The sequence below is a fragment of the Fictibacillus solisalsi genome, assembly GCF_900103485.1.
GTDB classification, from domain to species: domain Bacteria; phylum Bacillota; class Bacilli; order Bacillales; family Fictibacillaceae; genus Fictibacillus_C; species Fictibacillus_C solisalsi.
The window spans coordinates 2211913-2235852 of sequence record NZ_FNHW01000001.1 but is presented as its reverse complement, the minus strand read 5'-3'; the positions used below and the strand labels follow the sequence as shown (position 1 = coordinate 2235852).

At 43.9% G+C, this 23940-nt stretch carries 23 protein-coding genes; 18 read left to right on the top strand and 5 right to left on the bottom strand.

What is annotated here, in order from left to right; genetic code table 11:
* The first annotated feature begins 149 nt into the window (after positions 1-149).
* A complete protein-coding gene (refZ, locus tag BLT53_RS11465; protein ID WP_170834317.1) occupies positions 150-836 on the top strand; it encodes a forespore capture DNA-binding protein RefZ in 687 nt (228 codons plus the stop codon).
* Here refZ and hisJ read toward each other — a convergent pair.
* Entirely contained in the window at positions 801-1640 is an 840-nt protein-coding gene (gene hisJ / locus BLT53_RS11460; RefSeq protein ID WP_170834316.1) for a histidinol-phosphatase HisJ, read from the bottom strand. The two genes, refZ and hisJ, sit on opposite strands and share 36 nt — an antisense overlap.
* Before the next feature lie 274 nt (positions 1641-1914).
* Between hisJ and ezrA the strand changes: the two genes are divergently transcribed.
* The 6 genes from ezrA to BLT53_RS11430 all read left to right on the top strand — a co-directional run bounded on the left by ezrA (position 1915) and on the right by BLT53_RS11430 (position 9910).
* Entirely contained in the window at positions 1915-3606 is a 1692-nt protein-coding gene (gene ezrA, locus BLT53_RS11455) for a septation ring formation regulator EzrA (RefSeq protein WP_090234985.1), read from the top strand.
* A 207-nt stretch (positions 3607-3813) separates the two neighbouring features.
* Complete coding sequence (locus BLT53_RS11450) at positions 3814-4953, top strand: cysteine desulfurase family protein (RefSeq protein WP_090234984.1); 1140 nt, start codon at positions 3814-3816, stop codon at positions 4951-4953.
* Positions 4954-4959: 6 nt separating this feature from the next.
* Complete coding sequence (thiI, locus tag BLT53_RS11445; RefSeq protein WP_090234982.1) at positions 4960-6165, top strand: tRNA uracil 4-sulfurtransferase ThiI; 1206 nt, start codon at positions 4960-4962, stop codon at positions 6163-6165.
* Between the two features lie 116 nt (positions 6166-6281).
* On the top strand, positions 6282-6479 hold the full coding sequence (locus BLT53_RS11440; RefSeq protein WP_061972481.1) for an alpha/beta-type small acid-soluble spore protein: 198 nt from the start codon (positions 6282-6284) through the stop codon (positions 6477-6479).
* Positions 6480-6614: 135 nt separating this feature from the next.
* Positions 6615-8201 (top strand): acyl-CoA synthetase MbcS, encoded by a 1587-nt coding sequence (gene mbcS / locus BLT53_RS11435; RefSeq protein WP_090234979.1) that lies wholly within the window; start codon positions 6615-6617, stop codon positions 8199-8201.
* Between the two features lie 113 nt (positions 8202-8314).
* Positions 8315-9910 carry an amidohydrolase gene (locus tag BLT53_RS11430; protein ID WP_090234976.1) on the top strand — a complete coding sequence of 532 codons (1596 nt, stop codon included), beginning with the start codon at positions 8315-8317 and terminating at the stop codon, positions 9908-9910.
* 42 nt (positions 9911-9952) lie between these two features.
* On the opposite strand, the gene BLT53_RS11425 is transcribed toward BLT53_RS11430, so the two are convergent.
* Positions 9953-10756 carry an NAD kinase gene (locus tag BLT53_RS11425; RefSeq protein ID WP_090234975.1) on the bottom strand — a complete coding sequence of 268 codons (804 nt, stop codon included), beginning with the start codon at positions 10754-10756 and terminating at the stop codon, positions 9953-9955.
* 132 nt (positions 10757-10888) lie between these two features.
* Between BLT53_RS11425 and BLT53_RS11420 the strand changes: the two genes are divergently transcribed.
* The 5 genes from BLT53_RS11420 to BLT53_RS11400 all read left to right on the top strand — a co-directional run bounded on the left by BLT53_RS11420 (position 10889) and on the right by BLT53_RS11400 (position 15165).
* The gene (locus BLT53_RS11420; RefSeq protein WP_090234974.1) at positions 10889-11569 is read left to right on the top strand and encodes a DUF2953 domain-containing protein; all 681 of its coding nucleotides are present in this window, start codon (positions 10889-10891) and stop codon (positions 11567-11569) included.
* Positions 11562-12017: a GerW family sporulation protein gene (gene ytfJ, locus BLT53_RS11415; RefSeq protein ID WP_090234972.1), complete on the top strand. Its 456-nt coding sequence runs from the start codon at positions 11562-11564 to the stop codon at positions 12015-12017. The genes BLT53_RS11420 and ytfJ overlap by 8 nt, the downstream gene beginning before the upstream one ends.
* Before the next feature lie 153 nt (positions 12018-12170).
* Complete coding sequence (gene tpx / locus BLT53_RS11410; protein ID WP_090234970.1) at positions 12171-12668, top strand: thiol peroxidase; 498 nt, start codon at positions 12171-12173, stop codon at positions 12666-12668.
* A 123-nt stretch (positions 12669-12791) separates the two neighbouring features.
* The gene (locus BLT53_RS11405; protein ID WP_090234968.1) at positions 12792-13787 is read left to right on the top strand and encodes a class I SAM-dependent methyltransferase; all 996 of its coding nucleotides are present in this window, start codon (positions 12792-12794) and stop codon (positions 13785-13787) included.
* Positions 13788-13977: 190 nt separating this feature from the next.
* Positions 13978-15165: an acetate kinase gene (locus BLT53_RS11400; RefSeq protein WP_090234966.1), complete on the top strand. Its 1188-nt coding sequence runs from the start codon at positions 13978-13980 to the stop codon at positions 15163-15165.
* A 48-nt stretch (positions 15166-15213) separates the two neighbouring features.
* On the opposite strand, the gene BLT53_RS11395 is transcribed toward BLT53_RS11400, so the two are convergent.
* On the bottom strand, positions 15214-16095 hold the full coding sequence (locus BLT53_RS11395) for an AraC family transcriptional regulator (RefSeq protein WP_090234964.1): 882 nt from the start codon (positions 16093-16095) through the stop codon (positions 15214-15216).
* A 152-nt stretch (positions 16096-16247) separates the two neighbouring features.
* On the opposite strand from BLT53_RS11395, the gene BLT53_RS11390 reads away from it, so the two are divergent.
* Positions 16248-17084, top strand: coding sequence for an EcsC family protein (locus tag BLT53_RS11390; RefSeq protein ID WP_090234963.1), 837 nt, complete (start codon positions 16248-16250; stop codon positions 17082-17084).
* 73 nt (positions 17085-17157) lie between these two features.
* Here the strand turns inward: BLT53_RS11390 and BLT53_RS11385 are convergent, their stop codons facing one another.
* Positions 17158-17472 carry a hypothetical protein gene (locus BLT53_RS11385; protein ID WP_090236835.1) on the bottom strand — a complete coding sequence of 105 codons (315 nt, stop codon included), beginning with the start codon at positions 17470-17472 and terminating at the stop codon, positions 17158-17160.
* Between the two features lie 224 nt (positions 17473-17696).
* Here BLT53_RS11385 and BLT53_RS11380 point away from each other — a divergent pair, with 224 nt between their 5' ends.
* The 5 genes from BLT53_RS11380 (at position 17697) to ald (ending at position 22643) form a co-directional block, all read left to right on the top strand.
* Positions 17697-18905: an argininosuccinate synthase gene (locus BLT53_RS11380; protein WP_090234961.1), complete on the top strand. Its 1209-nt coding sequence runs from the start codon at positions 17697-17699 to the stop codon at positions 18903-18905.
* A complete protein-coding gene (argH, locus tag BLT53_RS11375; RefSeq protein WP_090234958.1) occupies positions 18902-20275 on the top strand; it encodes an argininosuccinate lyase in 1374 nt (457 codons plus the stop codon). Before BLT53_RS11380 ends, argH begins: the two co-directional genes overlap by 4 nt.
* Positions 20276-20350: 75 nt before the next feature.
* Positions 20351-20515: a hypothetical protein gene (locus BLT53_RS25045; RefSeq protein ID WP_170834315.1), complete on the top strand. Its 165-nt coding sequence runs from the start codon at positions 20351-20353 to the stop codon at positions 20513-20515.
* 151 nt (positions 20516-20666) lie between these two features.
* On the top strand, positions 20667-21428 hold the full coding sequence (locus BLT53_RS11370) for an SDR family oxidoreductase (RefSeq protein WP_090234957.1): 762 nt from the start codon (positions 20667-20669) through the stop codon (positions 21426-21428).
* 93 nt (positions 21429-21521) lie between these two features.
* Positions 21522-22643 carry an alanine dehydrogenase gene (gene ald / locus BLT53_RS11365; RefSeq protein WP_090234954.1) on the top strand — a complete coding sequence of 374 codons (1122 nt, stop codon included), beginning with the start codon at positions 21522-21524 and terminating at the stop codon, positions 22641-22643.
* Between the two features lie 53 nt (positions 22644-22696).
* Here the strand turns inward: ald and BLT53_RS11360 are convergent, their stop codons facing one another.
* On the bottom strand, positions 22697-23797 hold the full coding sequence (locus BLT53_RS11360; RefSeq protein WP_139168428.1) for a M24 family metallopeptidase: 1101 nt from the start codon (positions 23795-23797) through the stop codon (positions 22697-22699).
* Positions 23798-23940 lie beyond the last annotated feature (143 nt).

Below are 23940 nucleotides of genomic sequence, written 5' to 3'. Positions count from 1 at the left end.
TCCCCCTTTATGTGCTAGCCGTCTTTTACCATCTTATCAAAAATTGTAGAAGAAAACATCCGAACAGATGTATTTGTCGAGCGAATCTTAAAGGGAAAAACACCTCTATGAAAGAAAAAAGAAGTATTAAGAAGGGCGGTGGTTGTAATATGTCAAAAGATCAGATGGCCACAAAGATAAAAATTGCCGAAGCGGCAGTTGAACTGTTCACAAGTCAGGGATATCAGGGGACTTCTGTCCGTCAGATTGCAAAAAAAGCGGGAGTGAACCTCGCTCTTGTTTCCTACCATTTCGGAGGCAAGAAAGGACTTCTCGAAGAATTGATCTCCTCGTTTTATGAAGGATACATCCGTAAAATCGAAGTCGTCTACCATACCTCCGCCGATCAGCCCGAGAAGGAGCGAATGTTGGAAGTGATTGAGAGTGTCCTGAACTATCAACTCCGGCAGCCTTATCTGTCCCGGTTTGTGCATCGTGAAATGACCCTGGACTCAACACTCGTTCGCGAAGTAATGACCACTTACCTGGCAAAAGAAAAATATTATTATGATTCCATTTTTGAAAAAGGAATGAAACAAAAAGAGTTTCACAAACAGCCGGTTATGCTGCTGACCCTGCAGCTGCGCAACCTGATTATTCTGCCTTTTCTTCATCCATTATATATTTCTGAAGTGTTTTATACCGCGCCTCATGACCCGTTATTTGTTACTTCTTATATGAGTTTTATCCATAAATGGCTGGAACAGTCTGTATGTGTGCCGCAAAGGAAAGGCTCTCTTCTTTCTGCCGTGCAAAATCCATTATTCGCTACCATCCAGGAAAAGTGGAACGGTTAAGCTTTGGGTATGGATGAGTGAATCGAAGCCCTGGCCCAATCCCTTTACACTATGGGCATCCGATCCATATACGAGAGGGATTTCTTGTTTTACAGCGGCATCAATCACCCAGTCCGGGGGATAAGGTTCCTTGCAGAAAGGCTTTGAAAGTCCGGCCCCATTATAGTCCAGCTCCATACCGTGAGTTTTGACAAGTTGTAATATATCCTTGATTTCACGGTCGAAAGAGGTTTCTGTCGGATAGAGAGCCTGAAATTTGTTTACCAGTGTCATGTGGCCTATCCTACTTGGTTTGTACTTGCCAAGATCGGAAGTGATCGATTGGGCCATTGTCCTGTAATATGATGAATGGACGTGGTCTGTGCTGCCAAATATTGCGGCAATTTCTCCAAACATCTCATCACTGTAATCGAGGCAAAAATAACGGTCAGCTTGTTTTAAAAAGTGAACCGAAAGAATAGCATCGTCCAGCCGGGGACCGAATTCATCCAGAAAAGATCTGGTTTCGTTTTCCCAGCCCTCAATATAATCCACTTCCAGGCCGATATTAAGAGTGAGGGCACTGCTGTAATATTTTTTTAATGAAGTAAGCTCGTCAAGATATTCCGGAAGCCTGGACATTTCCATCGCCGAATCGTTATCCGGCACGGGATCTCTGAATCCTTCTGGAAGCGGGGCGTGTTCAGTAAAGGTCATGCCTGAGTAACCCAATTGAATGGCCCTTTCGATATACTCTGTCAGTGGATCGGTTGAACCATGGGGACAATAGGGGGTATGAATATGGCCGTCATATATTCCTGTCATGCTTAACCTCCTAAATTGGTTTTATGTGAAAAATAACTTTGATAATTCTGGAAAAAAATTATTCATTTTTTTCATTTTTTTTTGGTCAAAATTCGGGTTTACATGTTATCATTAGAACATTGAGTCAGCACTTAACATGGTTTAAGGGAAAGAAAAAATGCCGTCTCGAAGTAAATACAGGATTAAATCATTATTACAATAAAACGTAAATCATTGTAACATGATTATTACATAGATTTCACAGTTTTGCAGAAAGGAAGAAAGGGTGCTTCCTATGACATACATAATTGCCGCAGTAATTCTTTTAATTGCTTTAGTTGTTTTCGGCTCCTTTTCACGCAAGCGGATTTACAAGCAGATTGACCGGCTGGAATCCTGGAAAATGGAGATTATGAACCGTCCTCTGACAGAGGAAATTTCAAAGGTCAAAGGGCTTACCATGGTAGGCGAAACCGAAGAAAAGTTTGAATCCTGGCGAAATGATTGGGATGAGATGGTGACTGTCGGGCTGCCAAATATGGATGAGGCCTTGTTTGATGCGGAAGAAAGTGCAGATAAATACAGGTTCAACAAAGCAAAAGGAATCCTTCGACAAATTGAATCACAGCTTCAGGGGATGGAATCACGAATCAAAGCCATCTCCACAGAAATAGATGAGCTGGTAACAAGCGAAGAGTTGAACAGAGAAGACATCATTGAAGCCAAGGAACAATTCAGTGAGGGTAAAAAGTATTTTCTCACACACTCCCGCTCGTTGGGGAAGACAGCTGCACTGTTTGAAGCTGAGTTCTCGGAAGTCAATACGATGTTTGCGCATTTTGACGAAATGACCTCACAGGGCAACCACCTCGAAGCCCGCAAAATCCTCGTAAACAGTATCGAATGTTTAAAAGATGTCCGCGAGAAAATGGAGTCAGTTCCTGAATTGCTTGTCCTGCTTTTATCTGATCTTCCATCGAGCCTGAAAGATCTCAAGGACGGATTCTCCGATATGGAAGAGCAGGGGTATATCCTGAATCATATCGGCATCGATAAAGAAATAAGCTCCATGAACGAGCGGATCGCCGCTTTACTTGAAAAAGTGTATGAGTTGGAAATTGATGAAACCCAAAAAGGCATTGATCATTTAAACACAGAGATTGACCAATTGTATGACCTGCTTGAAAATGAAGTGATATCCAAGCAGTTTGTGATTAAAGAGAAGGAAGTCATGCTTCAGTCGCTGGCCGACCTTCAGCTGGATATGGAAAAGATTCGTACCGAAGCAGATATGGTTTCTCTAAGTTACCAGCTTGACCAGTCTGACGTAGAGGTGCATAAGCGGTTGGAGAAGCTGTTTAACAAATTGCAGACCCGTTTTGCTATGATTGAACAGTCGATTGAGGAAAAAAAGGACTCCTATTCCGTCATCCGTGAGATGATGGAGGAGATGGCGGTTCAGCTGGAGGATTTGAAAAAATCCAATCAGGAATATCAGGAAAAGTTGGTTAATCTCCGAAAGGACGAGCTTGAAACCAAGGAGAAGCTGAAAGAACTTAGAAGACGGCTGCTTGAAGCAAGAAGAATGATGCAAAAAAGCAACCTGCCTGGACTGCCCGATCATTATCTGATGACTATAGAAAAGGCAGAAAACTACATTATTGAGGTGTCCAAACGCCTTGATGATAAACCGCTTGAAATTGCTGAAATTACCGAAGTGCTTGAAAATGCGCTTGAAGCAGTGGAAGAGGGTTATAAAGAAACGGCAGAAATCATTGAAACAGCAATGCTCGCGGAAAAAGTCATACAATATGGAAACCGTTACAGAAGCTCCTATTCATCCGTTTCGGTCCGTCTCATTGAAGCGGAGATTGCCTTCCGCAACTTTCAATATGAAGAAGCACTCAATCTGGCAGCCAATGCCATAGAAAGTGTTCAGCCGGGAATCCTGAAAGAACTCGAAGTTAACTTGAAACAAAAAATTTGATAAAACCGGAATCCGCAAAACGGGTTCCGGTTTTTTTTATATTCACAAAAGAAGCGGAATTTCGTAGACATGGAAGCAGAACAGGAGGTTTAGTTTCTTGCGATGATGGAATGCTAAAAGCACGGAAAAATACAATTTTTTCTTTTCATCCATTATGGTATTATAGATTGATGTGTAGAATAAGTGAGTTATGCGGAGGACTCGACCATGATTTATTTTGACAACAGTGCAACAACCAAACCCTATAAAGAGGTTCTTGATGCGTTCGTGACGGTTTCTCAAACGTATTTCGCCAATCCATCCTCCATTCATTCCAAAGGCGGAGAAACAGAACGTCTGATGCTTCAAGCCCGGAAAACAGTAGCTGGGCTGCTGGGTGTTAAACCAAATGAAATTATCTTCACTTCCGGAGGAACGGAAGGAAACAATACAGCCATCAAAGGAATCGCATTAAAACATCAGGAACGGGGCAAGCATTTGATCACGAGTGAAGTGGAGCATGCTTCATCCTATGAAACGTTTCATTATCTCGAATCCCTGGGTTTTGAAGTCACCTGCCTGCCGGTCAACGGCAAGGGTGAAATTTCACTGGAACAGTTGGAGAACAGCATCAGGGAGGATACCATTTTGGTTTCGCTCATTCATGTGAACAATGAAGTCGGTACGATTCAGCCTGTCGTGGACGCCGGTAAAATCTTAAAGAGATTCCCAAAAGTGTTCTTCCATGTCGACCATGTGCAGGGAATTGGCAAGGTGCCTTTGAACTTGAAAGAAGCTGCTATTGATTTATGTACGATGTCAGGCCATAAATTTCATGGCTTGAAAGGAACCGGCATTCTGTATAAACGTGAAGGGGTAAGCCTTTCGCCGCTGCTTACGGGCGGAGAGCAGGAAATCAATGTACGTGCTGGAACCGAAAATGTGGCAGGCATCGTTTCCATCGCCAAGGCACTCCGTTTGTCTTATGATAAAATGGATGCCGGCGTGACTGTTATGAACAGTGTAAAAGAGCGGATTTTGGAAGGTCTTTCGGACATTCAGGGAATTTCAATCAATTCACCGTCTGAAGGAGCTCCTCACATTATTAATTTTTCGGTTGATGGAGTGAAGCCCGAGGTGCTGATCCACACACTAGATCAAAAGGAAATTTATGTATCCACCCGTTCAGCTTGTTCCTCAAAGCAAACGGGACCGAGCAGAATACTTATGGCCATGGGACTGGGGCAAAAGAGGGCGAACACGGCCATACGAATCAGTCTTTCGTATGAAAATACACTGGAAGAAGCAGAGATTGTCCTTAAAGAACTAAAAAATGCAGTGGTTCAGCTGCAGACAGTAATGGGGTAAATAAACATGCAATATAATCACATTGTTATCCGTTTTGGTGAGTTGTCGCTAAAAGGGAAGAATAGAAGACATTTTGAAAGTCAACTGAGGGAAACGGTTCGCAAAAAGCTGTCTTCGTTTACAAATGCGGTCGTCCTCAAGTCATACGACCGGATTTTAGTGGAAATCAATGGGGAAGATCATGAGAAAATAATCGCAAAACTGCAGGAAGTTTTCGGAATTCATGCCATCAGTCTGGCCATCCGGGCAGAAAATGAGCTTGAAAGCATTAAAAAAGCAGCGCTTGCCACGTTTTTGAAAAATGGGCAAGGTCCTAAAACCTTTAAGGTTTCTGCACGCAGGAGCAACAAACTTTTTCCGGTCGGTTCCATGGAACTGAATCGAGAAGTGGGCGGCCACATTTTAAAAAATACCGAAAATGTATCGGTGGATGTCCATCACCCGGACATCGAAGTTAAAGTCGAAGTCAAAGACAATGGAACATTTATCAGCTGTGAGACCTATCCCGGGGCAGGCGGACTGCCAGTCGGTGTTGGCGGTAAAGCGCTATTGATGCTGTCTGGTGGCATTGATAGCCCGGTGGCAGGCTACCTTACCATGAAGCGTGGTGTACGTCTTGAAGCGGTACACTTTCACAGCCCGCCTTTTACCAGTGAACGGGCAAGGCAAAAAGCGGAAGACCTCATGCAGGAGCTGACAAGATATGGTGGTAAAATGAAGCTTCATATCGTTCATTTCACAAAAATCCAGCAGCTCATTAAGGAAAAGATCCCGGCAAGCTACAGCATGACGATTATGAGGCGGATGATGCTGCGCATCGCCGAGCGGATCGCAGAAGAGCGAAATGCAATGGCTATTGCGAATGGTGAAAACTTGGGCCAGGTGGCCAGCCAAACGATGTACAGCATGCATACCATCAATGAAGTGACAAACCTTCCGATTATCCGGCCGGTGGTTACAATGGATAAATTGGAAATTATTGATATTTCACAAAAAATTGGAACGTATGATATTTCCATTCGTCCTTATGAAGACTGCTGTACCATTTTTGTTCCGGCAGCACCCAAAACAAAACCAAAGCGCGAAAAAGCCAATCGATTTGAACAGGCCATTGAGAACATGGATGAGCTCATCCAGGAAGCCGTGGATACCATCGAAACCGTAACCCTTGAAGAGCAAAAAGAACGAACGGAATTTCAAGACTTATTTTAAAACTGTCCTGAAGGTGCCTTGCATCTTCAGGATTTTTTTTGGTTCTCAACTTAATATTTACCACGATTGAAAGCTTGTTTCTTTCACAACCTATAAGTACAGGAGGTGAACACAACATGTCAAACAACTCAAACCAACTTCTTGTACCTGGTGTACAACAGGCAATCGATCAGATGAAATTTGAAATCGCATCTGAATTGGGCGTTAATTTAAATGCTGATGGTTCTTCCCGCTCCAACGGGTCTGTCGGAGGAGAAATTACAAAGCGTCTTGTTGCAATGTCTCAGCAGCAATTCAGCGGACAACAAAAATAATTCATTCCTAACCAACTTCATATATGGCTTTAGAGTGGGCTCGTACCCACTCTTTTTATGCAATTTTAAAATATTCTAAATTTATTGTATAATAAAGAGGATAATATGCTTGGTTTACACGGAGGAGGACGTAAAATGGATAACCTATTGGATCTGCAGGCACCGCCGATTTACAATGTGACGGAGGAAATGGAGAAATTTGCTCAAAACCCTGAGCGTAGAGCCATTGTTTGGCAAAATGACCTGGGGGAAAAGAAAGAAATGACCTACAGCAAGCTTTTTGAATGCTGCAATAGCTGTGCAAACGCACTGACAAAATTAGGACTTTCCAAGGGAGACAAAGCATTAATAGTAATGCCGCGGAAAGTGGAAACCTATGTGGTTTATCTGGCTTGTTTAAAAGCAGGTATTGTGGTCATTCCATCCTCCGAAATGCTCAGACCAAAGGATTTGAGTTACCGAATTATACATAGCGAAGCAAAGGCTGTAATTATTGACGCTGCTTTTCTATCCGGCATAGATGAAATCACTGGCGAACTACCTTCGCTACAATACAAATTGTCCATTGGCGGCAGTAAAGAAGGCTGGCAATCCCTTGATGAATTAGCAAAAAATGAAAGCGGTTCATTTGAAACAGTTAAAACAAGTAAAGATGATATGGCATTTTTATCCTATACATCAGGAACGACCGGACTTCCCAAGGGAGCGGTACATACCCATGGATGGGCTTTTGCACACTTGCAGACAGCAGCAAAAGGCTGGCTCGGCATAAAAGAACAAGATCAAGTATGGGCGACTGCCGGACCGGGCTGGCAAAAATGGATATGGAGCCCCTTTGTTTCCGTATTGGGCTGCGGAGCTACAGGCTTCGTGTACAATGGAAAATTTGATCCAGACAAGTATTTGGCACTACTGGAAGAGCAGGACATATCCGTTTTATGCTGTACACCGACTGAATACCGTCTGATGGCGAAAACTGATCATCTGGACCAATATAAGCTTCCTTCGCTGCGCAGTGCTGTGTCCGCAGGAGAACCACTAAACCGGGAAGTCATTGATATTTTCCAGCGTCACTTCAATGTCACGGTCCGTGATGGATACGGTCAGACTGAGAATACATTGTTGGTGGGCATGATGGAGGGCATGGAACTGCGGCCGGGATCCATGGGAAAACCGACGCCAGGGAATCGTGTGGAAATTGTCGATGAAAATGGAGAGCCTGCTGCTGTTGGTGAAGTAGGGGATATTGCCGTTCACAACAGTTCTCCAGCTTTGTTTAAGACATACTACAAGGATCCTGAACGTACAAAAAAGGCATTCAGGGGAGACTACTATTTAACAGGCGACAAAGCCAAAAAAGATGAGGATGGCTATTTCTGGTTTGAAGGCCGAAGCGATGATATTATCATCAGTTCCGGCTATACCATCGGACCGTTTGAAGTGGAAGATGCACTGGTTAAACACCCCGCAGTAAAGGAATGCGCGGTCGTGGCAAGTCCGGATGAGATCAGGGGCCATATTGTAAAGGCATATATCATTTTAAAAGATGATCAGCAAGAAGCGTCTGAATCACTGGTCAAAGATTTGCAGGAACACGTAAAAGCACTCACTGCTCCTTATAAATACCCGCGCAGTATTGAGTTTGTATCCGATTTACCCAAAACAACATCCGGCAAAATCAGGAGAATAGAACTGAGGCTAAAAGAAAACAGTGGCAGTTGATGACAAAGGCAGGCAAAAAGCCTGCCTTTTGAGTGAAGAAAATTCCGTTAATGGCATGAAATATGGTAAATGAGGAAAAAGCATAGCTGAAATCCGTACATACGAGGTGAAATATGGGAACATTATACTTCAATGGAACAATCTATACGATGATGAGGGAAGGGGAAACAGTGGAAGCCGTCTTTGCTGAAGGAAAGGATATTCGGGATGCCGGTTCCCTTCAAGACCTGTCCGAGAAATATGGATGTCATATCAAAGAGAAAGTAGACCTGAAAGGAGCAGTTATGTTTCCCGGATTTGTGGATAGTCATCTTCATATCATTGGGCACGGAGAAAAGCTGATCCGCAGGAATCTGTCTCATTTTACATCTGCAGAAGAAATGGGATCGTACCTAAAGAAAGAAGCTGAAAAAGAGAAGCCCGGAAATTGGCTGCTCGGAGACGGCTGGAATGAAAACAACTTTCTCGACCGAAAAATTTTTCACCGCCAGGAGCTGGATGAGTTGGTTCCCAATCATCCGATGCTGCTGTCAAGAGTATGCCGTCATGCCTCATTGGCCAATTCAAAAGCGCTGGCGCTTGCGGGAATTACGAAAGAAACGGAAAATCCGGAGGGCGGAATTATCGTACGCGATGAAAATGGCGAGCCGACAGGTTATCTGCTTGACAGTGCTTCAGATCTTGTGAAAGATGTGGTTCCGCCTGCAACAAAGGAATATTTGTTCACCGCATTAACCGCTGCGGTAAAGGATTTGCTTTCTATGGGGCTGACCGGCGGCCATACCGAGGATCTCGGATATTACGGTGGATTTGATAAAACGATCTCCGTATTTCAGAACGTTCTTAACGATCGATCACTGAAATTCAAGGCGCATCTTCTTGTTCATCACAGTGTGGCCGGGGACTATCAAACATCCAGCCTGCATAAAAGCATCTCACCATACCTGGAGTTCGGAGCGATGAAAATCTTTAGTGACGGAGCCTTTGGGGGACGAACTGCACTTCTGAGCAAGCCTTATAATGATGCGCCTGATACATCCGGCGTGGCTGTTCATTCGCCAGAAGCTCTAAAGGAACTGGTAAAACAGGCGAGAGAATATCAAATGCCGGTGGCTGTGCACACAATCGGTGATCTATCTCTGGAATACACACTTGATGCAATTGGTGCATATCCGCCAGTCACAAAAGAGCGGGACCGGATCATTCATGCAGGTCTCGTTCGGCCCGAGCTGATTGAAAGGATGAAGCAGCCTTCTTTAATTATCGACATCCAGCCAAGCTTTGTTCCTTCAGATTTTCCATGGCTTATTGAGCGGCTAGGAATGGAGAGGGTACCTTATGCATTGGCCTGGAAAACGCTTCTGTCGAATGGGCTGCATTGCGCAGGCGGATCGGATGCCCCGATTGAAACAGCCAACCCTTTAGAAGGAATCTATGCGGCAGTTGCAAGGAAAAAACCGGAGGAGACGCATGAGGGCTACCGGCCTGAAGAAAAACTCACTCCTTATGAAGCAGTTCAGCTCTATACTGCAGGCAGTGCCTATGCAATCAATAAGGAAGAGGCAAGGGGAAAGATTGCCCCTGGCTTTGAAGCGGACTTTACCGTACTCGACCGGGATATCCTGACATCAGAACCAGAAGACATCCGCCAAGCCAGAGTGGTTTATACGATTATTAACAATTCGATCGAATACAGGGCTATTACCTAAAATAAACACCGCCTGCCACGCAGCAGGCGGTTTATTGTGTTTCTATAAGAAGCTTCGTTTCACTTTATGCCAGAATGAATTGTCTTTTAGTTTCACTGTTTTTACTACACGGTCGGACAGGTGAAAACGGATGGACTCAGAATGTCTTATGCTCAATGCTTCGTTATCAATGCCGATGATGGGGTACTGGTTGTTGTCCTGTTCGATTTTAAAGGTGAGTTTTCGTTCGTTGCTCAAAACAAAAGAAGAACCGAGCGTTCGGTACAGGTTGTTGTTCAGGGATGCCATTTCACTTACCTGGTAACATTGCAGTTTGGGATCTACAACAGCTCCCGTTACGGACTTGTTATAAGCAGTACTTCCGGTAGGCGTAGAGACGATCATGCCATCCCCCCGGAAAGTTTCAAAGTATAAATCATCGATGAACACATCCATCACTAGTGTTTTGATGATGGAAGAGCGGATAGAGCATTCATTCAAGCAATAGAACGTTGAATCGTCATGATCCATCGTGACCGCCAGTGTTGGATATTTACGGACTTCCACTTGGTTGTTGTCCATGGCGGTAATCATTTTTTCATGATGATCCACATGAAAATCACAATAAAAGCCAAGCTCTCCTGTACTTACCCCGACGTACAGACAGTCATCCCTGAATCCCGTTTTTCTTACTGCCTGCAAAAACGCGCCATCACCGCCAATGGACGCAATAATATTCGCTTTTTTATAATCATCCACAAGGGTAAAACCGTAATTTTGAGCAAGCTCCAAGAGGGGCTCTACCTTTCTTAAAACCTCATCCTCCTGCTTGTACGCTACAAATAAATTTCTGCGATCATCTGTCATGGGATGTCCTCCTGTCGAATGTATCTGGTGTCCTTTATCCATTTCTACTCTTGTTTCATAAATCCTTTTACCGTACAGCAGGTTTATTTTTTCCCTTCAAGCCCATAATGGTTGTGAAAGGAAGAATGGCCTGTGTTTATTGTATATAGTATTCTTATTTTGTTGTTGCTCTTATTTGTTGCCCTACCGCTTTCGACGCTCCACATTACTTTTTTGTTCAGCCATCAGGGAGATGACGATTTTCTTCGATTAAAGATTACTCTTTGGAAAGTGATTTCCTATACGCTGGAGCTGCCGGAGATCAAAATAAATCTTGCAGAAAAGAAGTTGGACCTTAAGCAAAAATCAAAAGGCGCGTCTAAAGAAAAAAAGAAGAGAAAAAGCATTACGCTGCATGCCTTTTTAAACAGCTATTATAATTATCGAAATTTACTCCGGCATGTTGGAGGCTTTTATCGTATTCTTAAGGTTTTTTTTAAAAAGGTGACGATTACGGATGTGAAATGGAACAGCCGGTTTGGGCTTGGAGACGCGGCATCTACTGCAGTGGCGTCTGGTTTGGTATGGGCATTAAAGGGAAACGTCCTTGGCTTGTTATCTCATATCGTAAGGTTAAAAGGCATTCCAACCATTGGAGTGATACCTGTTTATCAGGGAACCCTTACGCAAACCCGGCTGTCTTGTATGATTTCTTTTAAAATAGGGCATGCTATTGTCGTCATGTTACAAGTGTTGAAGCACTGGAGATCCATCAGCTCCAACGCAAACAAAAAATCAAAAAAATATGTAGCAGGAGGAACATCACATGTCTGAGCATCCTATCGAAGGCTTAATGAAAACCGCGATGGAAAACCTGAAACAAATGATCGATGTGAATACCATTATTGGTGATCCGGTTGAAACACCAGATGGAAGTGTCATTCTGACTGTTTCTAAAGTTGGGTTCGGCTTTGCAGCAGGGGGAAGTGAATTTGGAGGTGGAGATCAGCAAAATGGAAGCAGCCAGCAAAATCCATTGGATTCAGAAGAACTTCCATTTGGCGGAGGAAGCGGTGGCGGCGTATCTATTACACCGATTGCTTTCTTAATTGTTGGCTCAAATGGCATCAAAACCATTCATTTGGACAACAGCACTCATTTGTACGAGCGGCTGCTTGATCTTGCACCAAGCGTTGTGGAGAAAATCCAGCAAATGATGAACAATAAAAACAGACAACGCAATGTACAGAACAATCCGAATCAACCGGAAAACCCTTTTTGAGTTAACTGTTTTTACAGTTAGCTTTTTTCTTTGCGTTGATTGGCATAATCCAGCTTCGGAAGGCAAAGCCTGCCTCAGCTTTTCATTTGCACATTCTGGTTCTTCGCTATATGATGGGACATGTACATAATTAAATAAGAGGAGGCTGTTTTCATGGGAGTTACATTTAAAGAAAAACCGGTTACACTGGCTGGGAAGCAAGTACAGGTAGGTGACCAGGCTCCGGATTTTACGGTGCTTGCCAATGATCTATCGGAAGTGACGCTTGCGGATTCAAAAGGTTCTGTTCGTTTAATCTCAGTAGTACCTTCAGTTGACACAGGAGTTTGTGATGCACAGACCCGCCGTTTCAATGAGGAAGCTTCCCAATTGGACAACGTGAAAATTCTCACCGTATCTGTTGACCTTCCTTTTGCTCAAAAACGCTGGTGCGCAGCAGCAGGTGTTGAAAACGTTCAAACGCTATCCGATCACCGCGATCTCTCTTTCGGCAAAGCTTACGGTGTAGCGATTGAAGAACTTCGCCTTCTTGCAAGAGCGGTTTTCGTTGTAGACAGCTCAGACAAGGTAACTTACGTTGAATACGTGGATGAAGTAACCAACCATCCAAATTATGAGGCTGCCATTGAAGCTGCAAAAGCTGCCAAGTAAAACAAGAAACTCCGGATTCTGATTCCGGAGTTTTTTAGCGGTATAATCTCCCATGATCAGCTTTTGTATATAGGATTAAACGCATAAACAGTGCGGGCTGCAAGATATTTAGGAGGAACGACAATGAAGAGCAATCTTTCGAATGTAGAAAAGTTATTTACGGTTATCGACCAATCGGCAGAAAGAATTAAACAGGAAGAGAACCTGACCTATTTGGATGCCCTTGTGGAAACCGGAGAAAACATGTTTCATAAAGAAATCCCCGAACACGTGTCGCAAGTCACCAAAGTATTTTTAGAGAAGGAATACGCCAAGGTAAAGCTTGAAGCCATGAATCGGGAAGAAATCCGAAAGGCCTTTCAGCTGGCCGTATTAAAAGGGATGAAGGAGGCCATACAGCCTCATCATGCCATGACACCGGACGCGGTTGGTATTTTTATCAGTTATCTTGTCCAGAAGCTGATGCCTTCTGCCAAAGATTTTTCGTTGCTGGATCCTGCTGCAGGAGCGGGTAATTTGTTGACAACACTATTGAATCAATTGGAAGGCAATATCAAAAGCTTTGGCGTAGAGGTGGATGAAACCCTTCTGAGGCTGGCATGGATCATTTCCAATCTGCAAAAGCATAATGTGGAGTTTTATCATCAAGACAGCATTAAGCCGCTCTATGTGGAACCTGTGGATCTTGTGGTCTCCGATCTTCCTGTCGGTTTTTATCCAAATGATGAAACAGCAAAGGAATTTATTGTACATGCTGAAGAAGGACATACCTATGCCCATCATCTGCTCATTGAGCAAAGCCTTCATTATCTGAAGGAATCGGGATTTGGAGTATTTCTTGTACCCAATGGGCTGTTTTCCAGTGAACAGGCGCCTCTTCTTCAAAAAATGATCAAAGAAAAGGCCGTCATCATTGGAATGATTCAGCTGCCCCTAAGTCTTTTTAAACAGGAATCACAGGCAAAAAGCATCCTTATTCTGCAGAAAAATGGGGAGAATACAGTGAAACCAAAACAGGCATTGCTGGTGGATCTGCCGTCGTTTTCCAAAAAGCAGGCCATTGCTAACGTGATGGACCAAATGAATGAATGGTTTAGCAAAGAACTTAAACGTTCATAATCTAAAGGCTTCTATCCACAATGCAAACGAATTCATTTCTGAAAAATACGAATATGCCCGGAAAGCCTTTACAAACTTGAAATAAGCGGATAACGATGGTTAAATGGTTAAGGATATATTGAATTTATAATGAGAAGAAGTTCATGGGTTACATGTACTTCTTTTTCATTGCTGTTAAGGAGCTAAAAGAATGGCTAAAATTATTGCAATCAATGCCGGGAGTTCTTCCTTAAAATTTCAATTGCTTGAAATGCCTGAGGAGCAGGTTCTCACAAAAGGCGTGGTTGAACGAATCGGATTAAATGACTCCATCTTCACGATTGAAGTGAATGGGGAAAAAATAAAAGAAGTAACCGATATTTCTGATCACGGCGCAGCGGTCAAAATGCTGCTCAACAAACTGACAGACCACAATATCATTTCCTCATATGATGAAATTGAAGGAATAGGGCACCGGGTTGTCCACGGGGGAGAGCAATTTCATGATTCTGCAGTTATCACAGATCAAGTTCTAGAAGAAATTGAGGAGCTTTCTTTCCTTGCTCCCCTTCACAATCCTGCCAACGTAGTAGGCATTCGTGCATTCAAGGAAATATTGCCCGATGTTCCGGCTGTTGCTGTGTTTGATACGGCATTCCATCAATCCATGCCCGAACAATCATTTCTGTACAGTTTACCATATGAATATTATGAAAAGTACGGAATCCGTAAATACGGCTTTCACGGAACATCTCATAAATATGTATCCGAGCGTGCGGCTGAACTCCTGGGCCGCCCGATTGAACAGCTTCGCCTCCTTTCCTGCCATTTGGGAAACGGAGCAAGTATCGCTGCCATTGAAGGTGGAAAATCGATCGATACTTCTATGGGCTTTACGCCACTTGCGGGTGTGACCATGGGAACCCGTTCAGGAAACATTGACCCTGCGCTTATTCCGTATATCATGCAAAAAACAGGTCAAACCGCTGAAGAGGTACTGAACGTACTCAACAATAAGAGCGGTATGCTTGGTGTTTCCGGTTTCTCTTCCGATCTTCGCGATATCGAGAAAAAAGCAAATGAAGGTAACGAGAGAGCAGAGCTTGCACTAGAAGTATTTGCTTCACGCATTCATAAATACATCGGTTCTTATGCTGCACGCATGGCTGGAATCGATGCAATCATCTTTACTGCCGGAATTGGTGAGAACAGTGACACCGTTCGCGCAAGAGTGCTTCGCGGCCTGGAATTCATGGGAGTATATTGGGACCCTGCATTAAATAAAATTCGCGGCAAGGAAGCTTTCATAAGCTATCCGCATTCACCAGTAAAGGTCATCGTGATTCCAACCAACGAAGAAGTAATGATTGCCCGCGATACTGTACGACTTTCTAAATAAACATGACAAACCAAAGGACAGCCCTTGATGGGAGCTGTCCTTTTTCTTTTATAGATGGTCCTTCTTTTTAACTGGAATCCAAATTTCGCTTTTAAAGGTTGGCGATGTGATATCCTTTTGTTCATTCCACAGAATTTCGGGTCCTTCTATTTGTTCATAGCTAGAAGACGGGAACCATTCCGAATAAATGCGTCCCCAGGTTTGCTGCAGGGTCTGTGGAAAAGGTCCGACCACTTCAAAAACAGCCCACGTGGCTTGTGGGACTTCAAGCAAGGTCCAGTCATCAGATGTCCGGATTGTAGTTGCCGCACCAATGTAATGGTCCAGTTCTCCTTTTCCTTCCATTCTTTCCTCAGAAAAATGGGTTGAAGCACTGATCAGTCCATACGGAGCAATATTGGAATAGCCTTTTAATTCTTTAATTCTCTGTTCATTCAGGCTTTCCCACATGGATTGTATTTCGGGGTTTACACCCTCAAACTGGAGCCGGACTCGCCTTTTGATACCTACAATATGAAAGGCTTCCTTTTCTACGATACGGTAATTCATTTCATTTCCTCCTCTTATCGATAGATGGAAGGTCATTGGTGGAAAAGCTTTTAATGAATGGCCGTTCTGCCTGGCTTCTGAGGGAGTGGTTCCGTGAAGGTTGTGAAAAGCCCTCGTAAACGCGTCTGAAGAGCTGTATCCGTATTTTACCGCGATGTCAATCACCCGCAATGAAGTGTTGCAGAGCTCAAAGGCAGCAAGTGTCAGGCGCCGCCGGCGAATATATTCAGAAAGCGTCATACCTGCGAGAAAGGAAAACATTCGTTTGAAATGATATTCGGAGCAAAAGGCCTTTTGGGCCACTTGTTTGAAATCGATACATTCTGTTAAATGCTCTTCGATATAGCTTATTGCCGCGTTCATATTTTTCAGCTGGTCCATAATAACCTCCTTAACTGCTACAATAGCAGAAGAAATGAATGGGCATCCGACTTTCCGTGCACGAAGATGCAGGGTGCAGGGGATATATGTTATAAAGGATAAAAAGATTGTATAATAACTATAACAAATGCGAAATCGCAGGAGGTTGAATTGTGAGCCTAACGCCAAGAGAGGAAAAAGTATTGAATTCCATTCTTCAATGGGAATCCAGTTATTTTGAATATGAGCCGACAGACTTTGAAGCAACGTACGAGAGATGGGTGAAGCAGCAGCTGAACCAATTGAACCCCACCCTGATTGAAAAGATGAACAATGGGATTGATGCCGCTTTATTCCATGTTCATGCGCTCATCCAAAATTCCAGGCATCAAATGGATGTTCGGGAAAGGCTGTTATCAGAGGCGAGAATTTTTCATCCGGATGCGGAAGAAATTGAAGATTTAAAAGCATGTTCCGTTGACCAGCTTACATATATTGCCCAACAGCAGATTGCCAGAAGCCGGATGCTGTCGCTTGCCCAGGGAGGACTTTCAGGAACGGGTGGTTTATTGCTGCTGGGAATCGACATTCCGGCAATGATTGCCCTGCAGGTTCGTTCGATTCAATACATTGCAATGAATTATGGATATGACATTCAAAAACCGTATGAAATGATGATGTCGCTCAAAGTGTTCCATGCTTCTACTCTTCCCAAACGCTATCAGCATGAGAGCTGGGATGAACTGATGGAGGAAATCAGCAGTGGAGAAGCCGATTCCTTTTTTTATGTTGGGGATGAGTCGGTAGCTGATATTTCATGGCTTTCCATGCCTCTAAGACAAGGAATAAAGGGTCTGATCATTACGATGCTGAAAAAGAAGGTTGTCCAAGGGATACCGCTTCTTGGAGTCCTGTTTGGCGCCGGCATGAACTACCAGAAATCGAGAGAAGTTACAGAGTTTGCCCATAAATTTTATCAAAAACGCTTTTTAATAGAAAAACAACTATAATTTTATGCATTTTATGTATACAACATACAAAAAACACCCGATGATCTATAGATCACTATCGGGTGTTTTTTTATTATGGATGAAGCCTTGCGCTAATATCCTGATGGGTCCGGTACCAGAGCCACAAATCGTTAATTATGGAAGCGAGCTCAGCGATTTCCCAATTTAATCGGCAGGAGGTTTCAAAATTGTCTTCTTCGCCAAGCGCGTCTTGTTTTTGATTTATGGTTTCTTCAATCTGTGCAATTCGGTCGGGAATGGTTCCGCGGACGGTTTCCCACTCGGCAAGGATTTCCGACTGTCTGGCTGCCGTATAGTCTTCCCAGGGCTGCTCCAGGCGGGGCAAAGCAATGCCGAGCCGCCCATTATATTCAAAATTAGATGTCATTTCCATCACCTCTGCTTCCATCATACATAATATAAAGAAGATGTAAAACTGAATTCCTATTAATATTTATACATTTTTATAAATAATTATTGAAATATGATTCAAGAGTTGGTATAGTGGTCTCAGAAGAAAAATTGAAGTTGCAAAGAGCAGCTTCTTTTATTTAATCGGTTATGCATAAAAATAAAATTTAAAGTATTTTAATACAAAGGAGTTTTTACAGAATGGCGAACAAAAAAGTAGTATTGGCATATTCAGGCGGATTGGATACTTCAGTAGCGATCAAGTGGCTTCAGGAAAAAGGCTACGATGTCATCGCTCTTGGACTGGATGTAGGAGAAGGAAAGGACCTGGATTTTGTTAAAGAAAAAGCCTTGCTTGTTGGGGCTGTTGAATCCATCAGCCTCGATGTGAAAAAAGAATTTGCACAGGATTTTGTCCTTCCCGCTCTTCAAAGTCATGCAATGTATGAAGGAAAATACCCGGTGCTTTCTGCGTTATCACGACCGTTAATCGCCAAAAAGCTGGTTGAGGTAGCTGAGGAATATGGAGCGCAGGCGGTAGCCCACGGCTGTACAGGAAAAGGAAACGACCAGGTTCGTTTTGAAGTTTCCATTTCTGCCTTGAATCCGAATCTTGAAGTGATTGCTCCGGTTCGTGAATGGGGCTGGTCACGTGATGAAGAGATTGAATATGCAAGAAAACATAATATTCCGATTCCAGCTACACTTGACAGCCCGTATTCAGTGGACCAAAACTTGTGGGGAAGAGCCAATGAATGCGGCATTCTGGAAGATCCATGGGTTGCACCACCAGAGGACGCGTATGATTTAACGGCTGCACTTGAAGATACACCGAACACACCTGAAATCATCGAAATTGCATTTGAAGAAGGAGTTCCTGTTGCACTGAACGGGGTTCCATACAGCCTTGAGCATTTGATTCTACATTTGAACAAGATAGCCGGAGCACATGGCATTGGCCGAATTGATCATGTGGAAAACCGACTGGTGGGTATTAAATCACGTGAAATTTATGAATGTCCTGCAGCAGTAACGCTTTTAAAAGCGCATCGTGAGCTGGAAGACATCACGCTTGTAAAAGAAGTAGCCCATTTTAAGCCGGTTGTTGAGAAGAAATTGACAGAAGTCATTTATGAAGGGCTATGGTATTCTCCAATTCGCCCTGCACTTCAGGCTTTTCTTGAACAAACACAAAAAACAGTAACGGGCGTGGTACGTGTGAAGCTGTTTAAAGGGCATGCCATTGTCGAAGGACGTAAGTCACCATATTCCCTTTATGATGAAAAACTTGCCACCTATTCAACAGAAGATACATTCAATCACCAGGATGCCGTAGGGTTTATTTCCCTATGGGGCTTACCAACCAAAGTAAGCAGCCAGGTGAAGCAACAAAACGGGGTGAAAGCATGACCACAAAATTATGGGGAGGAAGATTTACCGAATCTGCCGAACAATGGGTCGATGAATTCGGTGCTTCCATCTCTTTTGATAAAGAACTAGTAGAAGAGGATCTTGCCGGAAGCATCGCCCATGTGACGATGCTTGCCAAATGCGGGATCATTAAAGAAGAAGAAGCTGAAACCATTCGGAACGGACTTCAATCCCTTTTGAAAAAAGCACAAAACAATGAGCTTGAATTCAAGGTGGACTATGAAGATATTCACCTGAACCTGGAGAAGCTTCTTACAGATGAGGTTGGACCCGTAGGGGGAAAACTCCATACAGGCAGAAGCCGTAATGACCAGGTTGCTACTGATATTCATTTGTATATGAAAAAGCAGGTTTCTGCATTTATCGAACAGATCAATCAGCTGCAAACGGTGCTTCTTTCTCTGGCAGAGGAACATGTGGAAACCATCCTGCCGGGCTACACCCATCTTCAAAGAGCGCAGCCGGTGTCTTTCGCCCATCATTTGATGGCTTATTTCTGGATGTTCCAGCGGGATAAAGAACGACTTTCCGACAGCATGAAGCGGATTGATGTATCCCCATTAGGGGCCGGTGCACTTGCAGGGACGACGTTTCCTATCGACCGTGAATACAGTGCACAGCTTCTTGGGTTTGATGATATCTACCACAATAGCCTGGATGCAGTCAGTGATAGGGATTTCCTGGTCGAATTCTGCAGCAATGCTTCGCTTGTTATGATGCATTTGTCCCGTTTTTGCGAGGAGCTGATTTTGTGGTCTTCACAGGAATTTCAATTTGTTGAAATCAGTGATTCGTTCGCCACAGGCAGCAGCATGATGCCTCAAAAGAAAAATCCGGACATGGCAGAGCTGATCCGAGGGAAAACCGGCCGTGTCTACGGCAGCCTCGTTTCCTTGCTGACTGTGCTAAAAGGACTGCCGCTTGCGTACAACAAGGATATGCAGGAAGACAAAGAACCGCTCTTTGATGCTGTGCATACGTTAAAAGGTTCAGTGGCCATTTTTACCGGCATGCTTGAAGGACTTACCGTTAAAACGGAGAATATGCAAAAAGCCGTTTCTTCGGACTTTTCAAATGCCACTGAACTCGCCGATTACCTGGTAAATAAAAATATACCTTTCCGCGAAGCGCATGAAATTGTTGGAAAGCTTGTGCTGACCTGCATTCAGAAGCAGATGTATTTACTGGATCTGCCGTTTGAAGAATACAAATCCGCTTCTTCATGTTTTGAGGAAGATGTTTATGACGTACTGCAGCCGAAAACCGTGGTATCCCGACGAAATTCAGCAGGCGGAACCGGGTTTGAAGCCGTCAGATCTCAATTGAAAGTGGCGAAGACCAAAATTTAACCAGCCAAATTATGGCACGCTAATCTTACCTCTCGTGGTGAACACTAAGATAAACCCGAGAAGGAGGACAAAAGTATGCCCAAGCAAGAAAAACCTGTTTCCTTTACATCCTTTGATCAGGAAGATGAGATAACCATACAGCAGCAAATCAACGAATCGTATCAGAGCGGAGTCGTTGACTATGTAGATCAAGGCCATTCGAAAAAAGAGTGGGAGGACGAAGAAAGTCTTGAATCCTGACTTATAAAAAAAGCACCTGGATAACCCAGCGTGCTTTTTTGTTTTGCAGAGATGAGAAGTGCCACACATTTGGCCGGTGTCCGGAATAGACTTAGTTAAGAAGAAATGGTTACAATGATAATGAAAGACTCGAGTTTTTGGAGGTGGTACAGTGAGGCATGCCATTGTCACAGCAGGATCAAAAGGATTAGGCAAAAAAGTAACAGAGCAGTTAATCAAGCAGGGATGTTCCGTCACTGTTAACTATAGGAGTGACGAACACGCGGTAAGCAAGCTCAAGCAGGAATGGGAGATATATGAAGACCGTATCCAATACATAAAAGGCGATGTAACAAAAAAAGAGGATATCTCCCATATTTGTGAAAGTGCTCTGAATCAATTTGGACGTATCGATTATCTAATTAATAATGCCGGCCCTTATATATTTAAACGAAAAAAACTGGCTGACTATGAAGATCATGAATGGTATGAAATGATTGACGGAAATTTAAGCTCTGTGTATCACTTTTTAAAATGTACGATACCGGTTATGAGAAAGAATGGTTTCGGGCGCATCATCACCTATGGTTTTCAAGACGCAGAGTATACTCCTGGCTGGGTCTATCGTTCAGCCTTCAGTGCTGCCAAGGTGGGGCTGGTATCGTTAACTAAAACGATCGCGCTTGAGGAAGCGGAACATGGCATCACGGCAAACATGGTCTGTCCGGGCAACATTGTTGGAGAGATGAAGGAAGCCGGTATAGAAGAAGCAAGGATCGTAGGAGACAGGGACACACCAATCGGCCGTTCTGGAACAGGAGAAGATATCGCCAGACTGATCGCTTTCTTGTGTGAAAAAAATTCGGATATGATTACAGGCAGCATCATTTCAGCGACCGGCGGATTGGATGTCATCAACCGCCACCGAAAATAGGAAGTTTTTTGGTATTTTTTTGCTCGAATGCGAAGACTATACATTGATACGTTTTACATAAATAATCATTGGTCTCAATGAGGAGGATGGAAAATGAAAATCGGTGTTCCTGCAGAAGTGAAAAATAATGAAAACCGTGTGGCAATGACGCCTGCCGGTGTATTGAACCTGGTGGCATCCGGACATGAAGTGTATATTCAAAGCGGTGCGGGTGAAGGATCTGGCTTTCATGATTCTGAGTATGAAAAAGCGGGAGGAACGATCGTTCAGACTGCAGATCAGGCATGGGCAATGGACATGGTAATGAAGGTAAAAGAACCTCTGCCTGAAGAGTATATTTATTTCAGGGAAGGGCTGATCTTATTCACGTATCTTCACCTTGCGCCAGAGCCGGAACTGACAAAAGCCCTGATTGATAAAAAAGTAGTGGGCATCGCCTACGAAACCGTGCAGCTGCAAAACCGCTCCCTTCCTCTTCTCACCCCGATGAGTGAGGTCGCAGGGAGAATGGCGGCGCAGATCGGTGCACAATTTCTTGAAAAGCCAAAGGGCGGGAAGGGGATCCTGCTTGGAGGAGTTCCCGGTGTAAAACGCGGTAAGGTAACCGTCATCGGCGGCGGTGTTGTTGGAACAAACGCTGCAAAAATAGCAATGGGACTTGGAGCTGATGTGACCATCATCGATTTGAACCCTGAGCGGTTAAGGCAGTTGGATGACATCTTCGGAGCAGAGATTAACACCTTGATCTCCAACCCGTTAAACATCGCTCTCGCTGTTAGTGAATCCGACCTGGTAATCGGCGCTGTATTAATTCCGGGAGCACGCGCACCCAAGCTCGTAACAGAAGAAATGATCAAATCCATGAAGCCGGGTTCGGTGGTTGTGGATGTGGCCATTGACCAGGGCGGTATCTTTGAAACCGTTGATAAAATCACCACCCATGATAATCCGACGTATGAAAAATACGGAGTGGTTCATTACGCGGTTGCTAACATGCCGGGAGCGGTCCCGCGGACATCCACGATGGCGCTTACGAATGTCACCGTACCTTATGCAGTTCAAATTGCTAATAAAGGATATAAAGAAGCCTGCCGAAAAAATGAGGCTCTTCTTAAAGGAATCAATACGCTTGAAGGCTACGTAACATACGAAGCAGTGGCAGAAGCACACGGTCTTGAATATAAGTCGGTACATGAGTTTATTGATAAAGATTGATGCAAACCAAAAGGAAAACAGCGAATCCATCTTGGATCCGCTGTTTTTTCTGATTAGTTGACTATAACAAGTTCCTTGGTGAATTGTGTAAGGCATTCGTGGCCGTTTTCTGAAATGTAAACATCATCTTCGATCCTTACACCACCCACATCCGGAAGGTAAATTCCCGGCTCGATGGTATAAACCATTCCGGCTGCCAGTTTTTCGTTATTTTTTTCGTTCATGGAAGGGTGCTCGTGAACATCAAGTCCGAGCCCGTGACCGATGCGGTGAGGGAAGTAGTCGCCATATCCCGCTTCTTCAATGATCCTTCTTGCAGCAAGGTCAAGATCACCCACGCGGGTTCCAGGTTTGCTCAGATCCAGTGAGGCCTGCTGGGCCTTTTTCACCACTTCATAAATTTCTTTCTGCTTTTCGGAAACCGATTGGTAGGCAACGGTCCGTGTAATATCGGAACAATATCCGTCAACCACCACACCAAGATCGAAAAGGACAAAGTCCCCGGGCTGGATTTCTTTTAATCCAGGGTTGCCGTGTGGCATCGCGGACTTTTCTCCTGCCAGAATGGTCGTGGAAAAGGACATTTCTGCCGCACCTTTTTTCTTGAGTGCATATTCCACTGTAGCGACTAGTTCAAGCTCCGTTACTCCTCTGCCTATGGCGGCGACTCCTGTTTCTACACCAAAGTCGGCCAGACGGGCTGCTTCGCGGAGAATGGAAATTTCATCTTTGCTTTTAATCAATCGCATGGCATTCAGCTCATGTTCCACGGACACAAGAGATGCGTTTGGAAAAAGATTCAGCAACTGCATACCGCGATGATAGGAGAGGTGCTCTTTTTCCACAGCAATGGATTCCACAGAAGAAATGCCGCGGCCGGAAATAGCTTCCGAAATCATATCCCATGGATTATCCGTGTCGGAAAAGCCCAGAATCTCATGCTCCCATCCTGCATTTTTTGCCTGAAGTTCTTCCATTCCTGGACAAATGAGAACGGGCTCTTTATCCGGAAATACAAATACACCGAGCAGGCGCTCGTGAGGGAAACAGCGAAAACCCGTTAAATAATAAACATTGGCGGTCGAAGTTACAAATGCGCCTTGGATGTTTTGTTCTTTCAGCCATGTTGAGAGTGCTTCGATTTTTTGCATAATGTATCTTCCTTTCCTATGTATGGCTATTAATTGATATTTGAAGTACGCTTTCAATGTATCACTTCAATTCTGGGTTGTAAACGAACCGCCTTTGTAAAAGTCCGTTTAAGACATGTGAAAACAGGTAATGAGAAGGAAATGAA